Origin of the sequence: Nocardia implantans (assembly GCF_035544775.1) — a bacterium.
GTDB lineage: Bacteria > Actinomycetota > Actinomycetes > Mycobacteriales > Mycobacteriaceae > Nocardia > Nocardia implantans.
The window spans coordinates 46700-59906 of sequence record NZ_JAYKYQ010000017.1 but is presented as its reverse complement, the minus strand read 5'-3'; the positions used below and the strand labels follow the sequence as shown (position 1 = coordinate 59906).

Genomic DNA, 13207 nt, shown 5'->3' with positions numbered 1-13207 from the left:
ATGACCGAGATCGACTACGACGGACTGGCTTCCGACACCGCCGCGCTGGACGGCCTCAACCGCGGCATGGTCGCGGAGTTCCGCGCCAACGGCGGCGAGGTCAGCGGCTTGCCGGGCGGCAGGCTTCTTTTGCCGCACACCACGGGCGCCAAGTCGGGTGAGCCCCGCCTGACCCCCTCCACCTCCAACCTATAGCGCACCCGGGGGCTTGCGGCAAGACCCGGGTCGTGCCGCAGAATCGCTGGCTGCGGCGCCGCTGCTCGACTCGGGCAGGCGAGAAACGGCGTTCGCGCGGGATCGTCGAGCCAGGAAAGCGGAGGGGCCTGTGTCAACTCAGGGGTACGAGGACGAATTGCGGTCCGAGCGCGGCTACGTGGCCGGGCTCTACGCTCGGCTCGACGCCGAGCGCGCGCGAGCCAAGAGCGGGTACACCGCCGCGTTGCGTGGCAACGGCGGAAGCCCGATGGAACGCGACGTCGAAGTGCGCACGCTGGCCAGGGAGGTGAAGCGGCTGGAGGTGGCGGACAACGGGCTGTGTTTCGGCCGGTTGGACGCGCTGTCGGGCGAACACTCCTATATCGGCCGGATCGGCCTGTTCGACGCGGAGAACGAGTTCGAACCGCTGTTGCTCGACTGGCGGGCGCCCGCGGCGCGCGCCTTCTACGTCGCCACCGCCGCCAGCCCGGAGAGCATGCGACGGCGCAGGCAGTTCCACACCAAGGGCCGTCGTGTGGTCGATTTCACCGACGAGATCCTCGGCCGCCCCGACGGTGGCGAGCGGGGCGACGCGGCGCTGCTCGCGGCGGTCGACGCGCCGCGCGGCGAGGGGATGCGCGACATCGTGGCGACCATCCAGGCCGAACAGGACGAGATCATCCGGCTCGACCACCCTGGCGTGCTGGTGATCGAAGGCGGCCCCGGCACCGGCAAGACCGTCGTGGCGCTGCACCGCGTCGCGTATCTGCTCTACACCCAGCGGGAGCGGATGGAACGCCACGGCGTGCTCGTGGTCGGCCCCAACCCGGCGTTCCTGAACCACATCGGCCGCGTGCTGCCGGCGCTGGGCGAGACGAATGTCGTGTTCACGACCACCGGCGATCTGGTGCCCGGCCTGCATGTCACCGCAGAGGACGACCCGGAGGCCGCGCGGCGCAAAGGTTCCCTGGCGATCCTGGACGTGCTCGCGGCGGCCGTGGCCGATCGGCAGCGGCTGCCGGAGCATCCGGTGCCGATCGAATTATCCGATGTCACAGTGCGCATCGACGCCGAGACCGCGCAGTGGGGCCGGGAGGAGGCGCGGGCGAGCGGGCTGCCGCACAACGAAGCCCGCGCCGTGTTCGCCGAGATCGTCACCTGGGTGCTCACCGAGCGCGCGATAGCGCGCATCGGCCGGGGCTGGTTGACCAGGCAGGACCGCGACGCATGGGAGAACCTGCGGTCGGACCTGCGCGCCGAACTCGCGGACGACGCCCGGTTCGCCGCCGCGCTCGACGACCTCTGGCCGATCCTGACGCCGCAGCGGTTGCTGGCGGAACTGTACGAGTCCCCGCAGCGGCTGGAAGCGGCGGGCGCCGACCGGGCGCTGTTGCGCCGCGACGGTTATGCCTGGACGGTGTCGGACGTGCCGCTGCTCGACGAGTTGGTCGATCTGCTCGGGCGCGAGAAACCGGACGACGACGCCGAGCGGGAACGCAAGGCCCAGGCCGAGTACGCGGCGGGCGTGCTGGACATCCTGGTCGGGCGCGAGGACATGATGGACGACGAGGACCACTTGTTCGCCCACGACCTGCTCTACGCGGAGGACCTGGCGGATCGCTTCCTCGAACGCGACACCAGGGAACTCGCCGAACGCGCCGCGGCGGACCGGGACTGGACCTACCGGCACGTCGTGGTGGACGAAGCCCAGGAACTGTCCGAGATGGATTGGCGAGTGTTGATGCGGCGCTGCCCGGGCCGCTCCTTCACGATCGTCGGCGACCTCGCCCAACGCCGGTCGGCCGCCGGAGCGATCTCGTGGGACGCGATGCTGGAGCCCTACGTGCCCGGCCGGTGGGTCTACCGATCGCTGACGGTGAACTACCGCACCCCGGCGGAGATCATGACCGTCGCCGCCGAGTTGCTCGCCGAGTTCGCACCCGGCGTCCAGCCGCCGGAGTCGGTTCGCGCGTGCGGTGTGCGGCCGTGGTCCCGGCAGGTCACCGCGGACGAGATGCGAACCGCCATTGACGATTTCGTGCGCGATGAAGCTGCACGGGAAGGCACCAGCGTCGTGATCGGGCCACCGGATGTGCCGGGCGCGGTGGCGGCGGCGGAGACCAAGGGACTGGAATACGACGCCGTCCTCGTCGTGGAGCCGGAACGCATCCTGGCCGACGGCCCTCGCGGCGCGGCCGAGCTCTACGTCGCCCTCACCCGCGCCACCCAACGCCTCGGCGTGCTGCACCGAGGCCCACTGCCGCGGGCGCTCACCGGCCTCGCCGAAGCCGGGGCGCCCGTCGGGGCCGGGGATCACGGGCACAGGGTGTCGAGTCGGGCCGGATCACAATGATCCGGCCCGGTCGACAGTGCGGCGCGAAGACCCATTGCGGCAGTGTTCTGCGAAATAGATGCCTTGGTATGGGGTGCATCTCCGATCGTCAGCGGTAGGCCCGAGGACGTGGCCGGGTCGATCGCCGACGCACCGGTGAACGACGTCGGCACGAGGTTCGGGGGGCGGCCGATTCGTTGATGGGATTCGTCGGGCACCGGCCAGCGCCGCTCCCACCGCACCTTCGTTCACCCCGGTGAACGGTGGTCCACAATGACCGGCGGCGCCGCTAACCCTCCGGGTAGAAGACGAACAGCGTGCAGCCGGTGGCGGTGGCGGGCACGTGCCACGATCCGGCCGGGGCGTGCAGGAAAGTCCCGGCCGGGTAGTCGCGTGCGCCGTCGTTGAACGTGCCAGCTACCACGTAGACCTCTTCCGGGCCCGGCTCATGGATGTCGCGGTGCGGCCACGACGTACCCCGGTCCATCTCCAGCACGTTGGCGCTCGCTCCGGACGGCCCGGTCCAGAGGTGCCGTACCCGGATGCCGGGAAACAGCTCCCGGACCGGCGAGTCCGCGACGGAGACCGACGTGTAGCCCTCCTGGGCGAGGATTTCCGAATGCATAGCTCTCACGGTGCCGCGCGCGAGCGCTCCGAGAAAGTGTCCAGTTGGACACCACTGGGTACGATCTTGCCATGCATCGTGTGGTCGCCTTGGTGCGGCCGGTGCAGTCGACCTTCGAACTCGGCTGCGCCGCGGAGGTATTCGGCACCCAGCGGGCCGGAGTGCCGCACTATTACGAATTCGACGTGTGCACGGAGACGCCGGGGCCGGTGCCGACCTCGGCCGGATACACGCTGGAGGTGTCGCAGGGCCTTTCGGCGCTCGCTTCCGCCGACACCGTCCTGATCCCGGGGTGGGCGCCGGTCCAGGCGCCGCTGTCGGCCGCCGTACACCGCGCGCTGCTGCGCGCACACGCCCGTGGGGCGCGGCTCGTCACGATCTGCTCCGGAGTGTTCGCGCTGGCTCGCACGGGCCTGCTGGACGGACGTTCGGCGACGACGCACTGGGCGCGCGCCGCACAGCTGGCGCGGGAATTCCCCCGGGTGCGGGTGGAACCGGACGTGCTCTATGTCGACCACGGCGATGTCGCCACGAGCGCCGGAGCGGGCGCGGGCATCGACCTGTGCCTGCACCTCGTCCGGAAGGATCACGGGGCCGCGCACGCCGCGCTCGTCGCGCGGCACATGGTGATGCCGCCGCACCGCGAGGGCGGCCAAACGCAGTACGCGCCGCCCGCCGCGCCGACGGACGCGCTGGACGGCCTGCTGGAGTGGGCCGGTGCGCGCCTCGGCACGGCGCTGTCGGTCGCGGATCTGGCCGCCCACCTCAGCGTCTCGCCGCGCACGCTGGCCCGGCGCTTCGCCGATCAGCTCGGCACGAGCCCGGGGGCATGGCTGCTGTCGCGCCGGGTGGCCGAGGCGCGCACCCTGTTGGAGGAGACCGACCTGCCGGTGGAGGCGATCGCGGCACGCGTCGGCCTGGCCTCGGCGGTCAACCTGCGCCGCCGCTTCCGCGCCCAGGTCGGCACAACCCCTGGCGCCTACCGGCGAGCATTCCGGGGCTCGTGATCGATGAACCTTCCGGTAGGCGTTTGCGATCAGCCGCGCCGGGAGATCCGCTCACGCCTGGCACACCGGGGCCAGCACGCCGGCCAGTGCGGCAGCCACCGTCGAACCGGTCTCGGCGCCGGTATCGATGACCACATCGGCACCTCCGCCGCCGCGCAGAACAGCCGCTTCCTCGATGGCGCGGCGCACCGTTGCCAGCTGTTGCCCGGCCGGGGCCCCCACGAGCGAATCGCCCGCCAGGCGTGGACCGTCGCCGCGAGCGCGCCGCGCGATCCGCCGCGCCAGCTCTGCGGGCGACGCCTCGAGACATGCCGTGACGACCCGCTCACCTGCCAGCGCTTCCCGGTACCGATCGGGTGCTCCACGGACGACGACGATCAACGCTCGCGCGCCCGCGTGACGGTACCCCCGCCACACCGCGAGGAGATTGTCCGTCTTCGCCGCGAAGCCGGAAGGACCGAATCCGAGCTGGTCCACATCCACGTACGCCGCGGTGATGCCGCGGCCGCGCACTATCCGCAGAACTTCCCAGCCCACGGTCGACTTGCCCACCGCGGTCGCGCCGGTCAGCAGCAGCACGGGCGACGGCTCGACGCGTGGCCCTACCTCGGGCGCCGAGGACGACACGGGCGAGAAGCCCACGGCCGCTGGGCATATCCGGTCCGCCAACGCCTCGACGACCGTGCGTGGCGACATCGCCGTGGTGTCCAAGGGCCTGCCCACACCGTTGCGGTCGAAGGCATCCGCCACCGCCATCAGCTCGTCGAGTCTTTCGCTCGACGAGCCGCGCGCGAGATAGCGGCGTCGCAGTTCCTCGCGCGCGCATCGCAGGCGGATCAGCGTCACCTCGACATCCGCTGCCTCGCGCACAGCCGCGTCGATGCCGGCACTCGGATCCACCACACCGGACACCACGACTTGTCGCGCACCGCGACGGCGGAACGTGTCGAGAACCCGCACGAGATTGGCGGCCTTCAGCCGATGAGCTTCCGGGTCGCCGACGGGCGGGGGAACGAGCAGACCCAGTTGATCGATGTCGACATACGCGACCGGCCGGTGCGACGCCCGCGCCCAGGAGTAGAGCGCCCAACCGGCGGTCGACTTGCCCACCCCGGGCGCACCGGTCAGCCAGAGCACAGACATCGGCAGCACCCGCGACCCCTTCCACAGCGATGATCGGAGATTCGACCATCCTGAACAAAGACCCGCTACCGCTCAACAGATTTGACGCCCACACCGACGCCCATGATCGGCACGAGCCCACGCCGCGAACAGCTGGGCCGAGAACCGAGCGCAACGTGTGTGCGCACCGATCAGTCGGCGCCGGGGGGCACCGACGTCACCGGGTCGACCGATCTTCCTCGGGCAATCGGCAGCCCACGGTGGCGGTGATCGTCATCGAGCGGGCATCGGCGAAAACCGACAGCTCGGTGTTGCTGTTCCACTCCGCTCCGTCCGCTCCCTCGAACGTGACGTGCCGGTCCGGGGATGAGGAGCCGCCGGGCAACACGTCCGTCGCGCCCACGGACGCGGCCAGGGTGCGGGCCGTCTCCTGGAAACCGAGCCACGCTCCCGCTGGGAGCGATGCGTCCGCGTAGTAGCGCGGGAGGACGACACGCCTTCCGCCGGTGTGCTCATACGGCCCGTAGCACGGGCCGAGCACGCGGTCCCCGGTTCGGCTCCAGCGCAATCCGGGTTCGATCGCCGAGGCGGCGGCCGCGATCCGGTCGACGACCGCTGCCATCTGCCGCTCCGCCGCCTCCGAAGACGGCAGGCCGGTCAATTCCGTTGTCGCGGCGGCGATCTCCTCGGCGGACGGCGGCGGGGCCTGCTCGCCGAGCAGGGTCGCGCATCCACCCGCCGACGCCGCGACCGCGACCGCGACGCACCAGCGCAGAGCGGCGGTCGGCCAGCGCGGTCCGGTCATCGTCGTCTCCCGAGTGCCCGCGGCCGCACGGATCGCCAGGCCGCTTCTGGCGCAATCCTATTCGCGGCCGCCGGGACGAGCGCATCGAATCATTGACTCAATGACACAATCTTTGTATGTTTGTTTCATGAGCGAGGGGTCCGACGGCGTCGACGAACGGATCTTGGACGCCGCGCTGGAACGCATCCTGCAGGTCGGCATCCGCCGGGCCAGCATGGAGGACATCGCCCGCAGGGCCGAGCTCAGCCGGATCACCGTCCATCGCCGGTTCGCGGGCAAGGACAACCTGATCGAAGCGGTGCTCGCCCGGGAGACCCGCCGCATGCTCGCGGAGGTCACCGCGATCGCCGCCACCGCCGCCGGTGTGGACGCCCAGATCGAGGACACGATGCTGTACGTCCTGTTGCAGACCCGCATCCACCGGTTGGTCACCCAGCTGCTGCGGGTGGCGCCCGACGAAGCCTTGCGTTTCTCCACCGTGCAGGGCGAACGCCTGGTCGCCATCGGCATCGAGTACATCGTCGGCATGATCACCCACGCCCAGTCCGCGGGCCTCATCGACGAGTACGACCCGCGCCCGGTCGCCGAACTCGTCGCGCGCCTCGCCCACTCGCTGCTGCTCACCCCGGGCGGCGGCAGCGTCGACTTCACCGACGACGACCGCGCCCGCGCCTTCGTCCGCACCACCATCGTGCCGTTGCTGAAACACGGCATCACCCGCCCCGATGAGGAGCCCTTCCATGACCACGTCCGCGACAATCCCGGCACGCCACCCGGACCGGCCGCGTAAGGCGCCCGGCCTCGGCCCGTTCGCCGCGCTGCTGCGCATCGGGAAGCCTTCCGCGCAGCGCTGGCAGTTGCTCGGCGAAGCACTGCTGGTCGGCGACGAGCCGATGGACCGCCTCGTCGAATGGATGTACGCCGAAGGCATGGCGGGCACACGGCCGTTGTTCGAGCAGGCACTGCGGTCGGGCATCGACAGCATCCCCGGCGCACCCGCACCGCTGCGCGAGTTCTTCACCGTCGTCGAGGCGACCCCGGCGTGGGTCGATCCGAAGCTGTTGCGCGACGGCGAGCGCGTGTTCCGTTCCGGCGGCAACGACGGGTTGTATTTCGCGCGCGACGTCTCGTTCATCGGCGGCTATCTGGCCTCGGGTTTCAACAAGACCCTGCTGCGCACCGGCGCCCTGGAGAAAGGTCCCGCCCGCCGGTTCGCCGAAACCCTGCAGTGGGCGATGGACGTATCCACCGAGAACGGCATGGACCGTTACGGTGTCGGCTACCGCTCCACCCTGCACGTGCGGCTCATCCACTCCCTGGTCCGCAGGCACGTCGTCGCCATGCCGGACTGGCGCACCGAAGAATGGGGTCTGCCGATCAACCAGACCGACATGGCCGCCACCCTCGTCGGCGCCCTGCTCGCACCCGTCGTCGGCGGCATGGCGCTCGGCGTCGTCCTGTCCCCGCGCGAACTGGCCGCCGCCGCCCACCTCACCCGCTACGTCGGCTGGCTCATCGGCGTCGAAGACCACTGGCTGCCGACCGGCTTCCGCGACGGCATCGCCATCCTCGACCACTGCCTGACCGCCATCACCAACCCCGACGAGACCAGCCGCCAGCTCGCCCTGCCCATGGCCGACGATCCACTGCGCTGGTCCTACCCCAACCTGCCCACCCTGCGCGGCCGGCTCGCCCGCGCCAAGCACCTGTCCGTGAGCAGCGCCTTCCTCGGACCCGGCGCGATGCGGATTCTCGGCCTGCCCTACGTCCCGCCCTGGTACCCCGCCCTGCGCATCCCCGTCAACCTCGTGCGCACCGCCTACACCCACCTGACGCCCGGCGGACTCGACCGTGCCGCCGTCCACGGGCGCCAGCAGCAGGAAGCCTTCCTGCGCCGCCTCATCGGCGAAACCGAGGCCACCATCGGGCATTCGGCACCACAGCTGGATCGCACCGCCTGATCGCCCGCCCGCCAGCACGCCCCGCCGGTGCTGCCGCGGCGACACATCGCCGGCGGGCCGGAGAATTTCGCGATCGGCAAGGAGACGGTTGTGTCAGGTCCTTATCGGCTCATCATCTGGGGGCCCGGCGACATGGGTGGCCGCGCCCTGCGCACGGCCCTCGAGTCGCCCGACTTCGAGGTCGTCGGAGTCAAGGTGTTCAGTCCGCACAAGCACGGCAAGGACATCGGCGAGTTGGCCGGCCTGCCGCCGGTGGGTCGCACGGCGACCACGTCGAAAGCGGAGATCCTCGCGCTCGACGCCGACTGCGTCATCCACACCCCCACCACCCCCGCGTTGGTGCGTGGCGCGGACGACGACGTCATCGACCTGCTCGAATCGGGCAAGAACGTCGTCTCCGCGGCGTCCTACCACAATCCGTCGATGCCGACCTGGTTGTCCGCCTCGCGCTCACCGCTCGACGTCCTGCGCACGGTGGCCGACATGAAGGTCACCGGCGACGCCTTCGGCCCGCAGCTGCGCAACGCGCTGGCGGCCTTGCGTTTCGGCATGAAGGCGGTCGACTCGGCAGCCGCACGACCACTGCGTCCCGGTCTGGAACGGTTGGCCGGCCTCGTCGTGGACCGGGTGATTCCCCGGCGGCAACCGGGCAGCCGACTGCAAGCGGCGTGCCTGGCCGGCGGCGTCTCCCTGCACGGCACCGGCCTGCATCCGGGGTTGATGGTGGAGCAGGTGCTGTTGCGACTGGCCGGAGTGCTCGACCGCGTACGGGAGGTGCGGTTCCTGGAAGTCGGGGATCTGTCCTCCGCGCCCGACGGGATGTGGGGCGGCCTGGAGAGCCTCGGATTCGGCATGCCGTTGGCCGCCGTCGACTCCGATCACGCGATCGGCCTGATGCAGCACTTCTATTTCGACGCCGTGCTCGGCAACGTCGCGCACGCCTTGTACGGGGCCGGTCCGGAGCAGGTACGGGTCGAACGGCACCTGTACCCGGTCCCGGCCCGCGTCCGGGTGCGCGCAGGCGGCACGGTCGTCGAGCCCGGCACCGTCGGGGCGATCCACATGACCTATCGCGGCTATCTCGGCGAGCGCCTCTTCATGACCAACGAGGAGTGCTGGCATGTCGGTGGCGGCAACGCCCATCTCGGCCAGGACCATCCGAGCAGCCTGTCCGGTGGGCATGTGATCACCCTCCTCGGCAGCCCCGGCGACATCGAGATGCGCAACGAACTCGACGACGAGGCCTACAGCGGCGACTGGTCGGCCGTCACCGACATCTCGGTCGCCGCCATGCTGAGCGTGGTCGCGCCGTTGTGCGACGCACCGCCCGGCGTGATGATGCCCGACCTGCGCCCGCACTACCTTGTGGAGTCCTGATGAGTTCACCCACGCTGCCCGTCGCGGTGCTCGGCACAGGCCCGCTCGCCCAGCGGATCGCCGAGCGAATCGAGCAACGACCGGATCTGGCGGTGACCGGGCGGGTAGGGGCCACGCAGGCGCCGCCCGAGGGCACGAAGTCGGTCGTCTTCGTCCCGGCCTTCGCGGAGATCACCACCGACATCTGGAAAGACGTTGTACCGCAGCTGCTCGGAGACGGCTACGACGTGATATCCACCGCACCGCGAGACGGGCGCGTCTCGCACGCGGACATTCTGGCAGCCTGCCGCGCCGGCCGTTCCACCTTCCACGCGACCGGAGGTTTCCAAGCCACGATCCCGGCACGGCTGGTTCGCTCCCTGGCCGAGGTGACCCGCGGCATCCGACGCCTGGAACTCGTCGAGGAACTCGACCTTCCCGAAACGGGGGTATATCCCTGGGAAACATTGCGGGACACCGGGATCGGCACCACCGCCACCGACGCCCCGGCGATCGCGGCCGCCGCCGTCGACGGGTACTACGCGGCCGGGCTCCGCGTCCTGCACGACGCGGTCTTCCCCGGCTCCGCCGAGCCCGCCACGTCCCCGAGCACATCGGTCGACGTGATCACCGACGACTCCGGAACCGTCGAGAAGGTGATCGTCGAACGTGATCTCGGCTCCCAGTTGAGCTACCGCTCCATCTGGACCGCCGCCGTCGCCGACGTGGCACCGTTGCGCTACCGCCTCGTCACGACCACCGACACCGCCAAAGGCACGGCGGGCCTGCGGTTCCGATTCACCGACGGCCTGCATCCGGCCGACCACCTGAGCTGTGTGCAGGCGCTGGACGCGATCCGCCCGATATACGAGCACGGCCCCGGAATAGCCCGACCGGATCTCTCGATCACCCGCCTGATGCCCGACGACCGGCTTCCCGGCTGACGCCGCCCGCGCGGTCGCCGTCGGTTCTCCGCTTGTCAATACGTCCTGATTTCGGCGCCGCACGGGGAGATCCGACCGCACAACCGGCCGCCGCCTGCCGTCACCTGGGCGAACAGCCCGCGGCATGCGGCGAGACGGTGAACCACGCGCGACGACGAGGGCCGGGCGACCGGACATCCGGCGGGCACGAGTATGTGCTGTTGTCGACAACGTCACCGGTCGATCTATCTACACTGACAGCGCTGACTACCACCGGGTCGATGCCTTGTCCGAAACCACACTTCGACGGAGACGCTCATGTCCGGCCGCCGGAACCACAAGCGCAACACCAGCACACGTCGTTCGGACACCGTACCGGCGATCCGGTATCCGGCCCGATCCGTCATCGACATCCTGCTGCCCGCCATGATCACGCGCCGCAGCGGTGCGCCGACCACCGACACCGGCCTCGTGCACATCTGGGGTTTCACCGGCACCGGCGGGGACGACAGCGCGAGCGCGGCGGGCTTCGCGGAATTCTCGCCCAACGACAGCCCCACCGTCGCCGGCTCGCCGATCCTGGACATCGCCGGGCGGATGATGGCAGGCATGCACGGTCGCCTCTGGGGTTTCGGGCTGGCCCACCAGGCCGCCGCGGACGCGGTGGTGCACGGGATCGACAACGAGCCGGACCCGGGCACCACCTCGCCGAACGCCACCACCGAGGAAGTCTGGGCCGCCAGCATCTTCGACGCCCGCGGAAGAGAGATCACCCAGCTGCGCTACGTGCATCTGCCGGAACTCGAACCGATCACCTTCGACAGCGATACCCTCGATCGGCGCAGCACCATCCACGACTGGATCGACCGCGTCCAGACCGGAGTCATCTCGGCGCACGTCTGGGCCGCCGCGCTGGCCTTGGACGCGCAGCGCAACCGAGCCGTCCTCGCCCAGCTGGAACAACGGCTGCTGAGCTGAACCGTCACCCGGCGCGGTCACCCACCACATCGCCGGGTGCGCCACGCGACGACGGTCGGTGCGATGTCAGGCGCGAGCGCCGAACCACCGGGCCAGCGACTCCTCGATGCCGTCCAGGTCGCCGCCGTCGGCAGCCCAGGCGACACAACCGTCGGGACGGACCAGAAGCGCCGAAAGCTCGCGCGGCTGCGCGGCTTTCGCGGTGACGACGCGCACCCGCCCGGACCAGCCCTCGGCGCGGGAGCGCAGGTCGGCGGAATCGGTGAGGTCGAGCAGGACGCCATCGGCTCCGGCGAAATGCGCGCCGAGGCGGGTACCGTCGGCCAATTCCACATCCGGCGTGACCTTTCCGGCAAGCGGGTGCGCTTCGCCGAGGTCGTAGCGATGCCGGACACCGGAGATGTGCTTGAACACGCCGGTGGCGCCGTCGCGCGTGGCGAGCAGTTCGGTGGCGACGGCGCGCAGGGCGCGGCTGCGAAGGTCGGTGCGCATCAACGCGACCTGCGCCCGTGTCCACTCCAGCACCCAGGCGCCGATGGGATGCCGTTCGGCGGTGTAGGTGTCGAGCAGGCCGTCGGGCGCCCAGCCGCGCACCGCGGCGGCCAGCTTCCAGCCGAGGTTGACCGCGTCGCCGATGCCGAGATTCAGGCCCTGGCCTCCGAACGGCGAGTGCACGTGCGCGGCGTCGCCGGCGAGCAGCACCCGGCCCTTGCGGTAGTCGGGGACCTGACGGGTGTTGTCGGTGAAGCGGGTGGCCGAATGCACCGCGGTGACGACCACCGGGACTCCGGTGACGGCGCGGATGCTGTGCTGCAGTTCGGCCGCCGTCACCGGAGCATCCCGATCGGCGGGCGGGCCGTCCAGTTCGACGGTGAGCACGCGCCCCGGCATCGGCCCGTAGGCGTAGATGCCGGTCTCGGTGGTGTTCCAGCTCATCCGCAGGTTCTCGGCTCCGGTCATCTCCACGATCGCCTGATGACCGGTGATCTCCGGGTCCAAGCCCGGGAACGCGAACCCGGCGAGCTTGCGGACAGTGCTGCGCCCGCCGTCACAGCCGACCAGCCAGCCGGTGCGCACCCCGCGGTCACCGCACTCGACGGTGACACCCGCCCCGTCGTCGGAGAGTCCGGTGACCTCGACTCCGCGCCGGACCTCCACGCCGAGTTCGGCGGCGCGGCGCCCCAGGATCGCCTCGATGGACTGCTGGGCCACCAGGAACACTTCGGCGGCCGGGCCGACCTCGGCGAATTCCGGATCGTCGAGGTCGACGGCCTCGGTGTTCAGCATGATGCCCGCGAAATGCCCCACCGCGGGCCGCCGACCGCGGTCGATCGGCGGCATACCGGCCTCTCGGCGGAACTGCGCGAACCGGGCGAACGCGGCGTCCTGCTCGGCGCGCAGCTGCGGCAGCAGCCCGCGGCGGTACATGGCCTGAGCGGTCGGCACATTGATCGCCCCGGCTTTGATGGTGCGGTCCGGCTCGGTGAGGCGCTCCACCACCAGCACGTCCACCCCGGCGAGCCGCAGTTCACAGGCCAGCATCAGGCCGACCGGCCCGGCGCCGACGACCACCACTTCACGTGTCTCGTTCATGGGAACCACTGTGCGGCGGCCGCATTGCCCGGCTCTTGCGGATTCTTGCATGCCGCTTGCGCCCAGCGGCGACGATCCCGGATCGGCGACGCGGCCGCCCCCGCGGGTGAGCGGCGCCCGGGAGCAGATCGAGAGTCTCATCGCCCCACCGCAAGCCTCCGCCACGTTGGGAGAAGCCGTCGAGTTCGCCGAGAACGCCCTCGATCTCATGGTCGACCAACTCGGCAACGGACACACCGAGGACATCCCGGACCTGATCGTCGTGCTCGATGACGCCGACCTGTACGACGTGGCGAACACCACGCAGAGG

At 70.6% G+C, this 13207-nt stretch carries 11 protein-coding genes and 1 pseudogene; 8 read left to right on the top strand and 4 right to left on the bottom strand.

Features of this window, described 5'->3' with window-relative positions; all coding sequences use genetic code 11:
• Both U3653_RS30165 and helR read left to right on the top strand, forming a co-directional pair.
• Positions 1-177, top strand: a pseudogene (locus U3653_RS30165) (nitroreductase family deazaflavin-dependent oxidoreductase); the annotation flags it as partial.
• 148 nt (positions 178-325) lie between these two features.
• Positions 326-2548: an RNA polymerase recycling motor ATPase HelR gene (helR, locus tag U3653_RS30160; RefSeq protein WP_195083026.1), complete on the top strand. Its 2223-nt coding sequence runs from the start codon at positions 326-328 to the stop codon at positions 2546-2548.
• Between the two features lie 268 nt (positions 2549-2816).
• Here helR and U3653_RS30155 read toward each other — a convergent pair whose 3' ends face one another.
• Positions 2817-3152 (bottom strand): cupin domain-containing protein, encoded by a 336-nt coding sequence (locus tag U3653_RS30155; protein ID WP_195083025.1) that lies wholly within the window; start codon positions 3150-3152, stop codon positions 2817-2819.
• Between the two features lie 71 nt (positions 3153-3223).
• Here U3653_RS30155 and U3653_RS30150 point away from each other — a divergent pair, with 71 nt between their 5' ends.
• Positions 3224-4159, top strand: a complete 936-nt coding sequence (locus U3653_RS30150; protein ID WP_195083024.1) for a GlxA family transcriptional regulator — start codon at positions 3224-3226, stop codon at positions 4157-4159.
• Between the two features lie 51 nt (positions 4160-4210).
• Here U3653_RS30150 and U3653_RS30145 read toward each other — a convergent pair whose 3' ends face one another.
• Together U3653_RS30145 and U3653_RS30140 are read right to left on the bottom strand one after the other, a co-directional pair.
• Complete coding sequence (locus U3653_RS30145; protein WP_195083023.1) at positions 4211-5302, bottom strand: AAA family ATPase; 1092 nt, start codon at positions 5300-5302, stop codon at positions 4211-4213.
• 196 nt (positions 5303-5498) lie between these two features.
• Positions 5499-6086, bottom strand: a complete 588-nt coding sequence (locus tag U3653_RS30140; RefSeq protein ID WP_195083022.1) for an LppA family lipoprotein — start codon at positions 6084-6086, stop codon at positions 5499-5501.
• A 127-nt stretch (positions 6087-6213) separates the two neighbouring features.
• Between U3653_RS30140 and U3653_RS30135 the strand changes: the two genes are divergently transcribed.
• The 5 genes from U3653_RS30135 (at position 6214) to U3653_RS30115 (ending at position 11304) form a co-directional block, all read left to right on the top strand.
• Entirely contained in the window at positions 6214-6876 is a 663-nt protein-coding gene (locus U3653_RS30135; protein WP_195083021.1) for a TetR/AcrR family transcriptional regulator, read from the top strand.
• The gene (locus tag U3653_RS30130) at positions 6827-8047 is read left to right on the top strand and encodes an oxygenase MpaB family protein (protein ID WP_195083020.1); all 1221 of its coding nucleotides are present in this window, start codon (positions 6827-6829) and stop codon (positions 8045-8047) included. Before U3653_RS30135 ends, U3653_RS30130 begins: the two co-directional genes overlap by 50 nt.
• 90 nt (positions 8048-8137) lie before the next feature.
• Positions 8138-9424, top strand: a complete 1287-nt coding sequence (locus U3653_RS30125) for a hypothetical protein (protein ID WP_195083019.1) — start codon at positions 8138-8140, stop codon at positions 9422-9424.
• Positions 9424-10347, top strand: coding sequence for a hypothetical protein (locus tag U3653_RS30120; RefSeq protein ID WP_195083018.1), 924 nt, complete (start codon positions 9424-9426; stop codon positions 10345-10347). Before U3653_RS30125 ends, U3653_RS30120 begins: the two co-directional genes overlap by 1 nt.
• Positions 10348-10644: 297 nt before the next feature.
• The gene (locus tag U3653_RS30115; protein ID WP_195083017.1) at positions 10645-11304 is read left to right on the top strand and encodes a hypothetical protein; all 660 of its coding nucleotides are present in this window, start codon (positions 10645-10647) and stop codon (positions 11302-11304) included.
• Between the two features lie 66 nt (positions 11305-11370).
• On the opposite strand, the gene U3653_RS30110 is transcribed toward U3653_RS30115, so the two are convergent.
• A complete protein-coding gene (locus tag U3653_RS30110) occupies positions 11371-12897 on the bottom strand; it encodes an FAD-dependent monooxygenase (RefSeq protein WP_195083016.1) in 1527 nt (508 codons plus the stop codon).
• Positions 12898-13207 lie beyond the last annotated feature (310 nt).

Excerpts from the sequence above, each read along its gene's own strand:
- U3653_RS30155 (WP_195083025.1), bottom strand. The coding sequence starts at position 3,152 with ATGCATTCGGAAATCCTCGCCCAGGAGGGCTACACGTCGGTCTCCGTC.
- U3653_RS30150 (WP_195083024.1), top strand. The coding sequence starts at position 3,224 with ATGCATCGTGTGGTCGCCTTGGTGCGGCCGGTGCAGTCGACCTTCGAA.
- U3653_RS30145 (WP_195083023.1), bottom strand. The coding sequence starts at position 5,302 with ATGTCTGTGCTCTGGCTGACCGGTGCGCCCGGGGTGGGCAAGTCGACC.
- U3653_RS30140 (WP_195083022.1), bottom strand. The coding sequence starts at position 6,086 with ATGACCGGACCGCGCTGGCCGACCGCCGCTCTGCGCTGGTGCGTCGCG.
- U3653_RS30135 (WP_195083021.1), top strand. The coding sequence starts at position 6,214 with ATGAGCGAGGGGTCCGACGGCGTCGACGAACGGATCTTGGACGCCGCG.
- U3653_RS30130 (WP_195083020.1), top strand. The coding sequence starts at position 6,827 with ATGACCACGTCCGCGACAATCCCGGCACGCCACCCGGACCGGCCGCGT.
- U3653_RS30120 (WP_195083018.1), top strand. The coding sequence starts at position 9,424 with ATGAGTTCACCCACGCTGCCCGTCGCGGTGCTCGGCACAGGCCCGCTC.
- U3653_RS30115 (WP_195083017.1), top strand. The coding sequence starts at position 10,645 with ATGTCCGGCCGCCGGAACCACAAGCGCAACACCAGCACACGTCGTTCG.
- U3653_RS30110 (WP_195083016.1), bottom strand. The coding sequence starts at position 12,897 with ATGAACGAGACACGTGAAGTGGTGGTCGTCGGCGCCGGGCCGGTCGGC.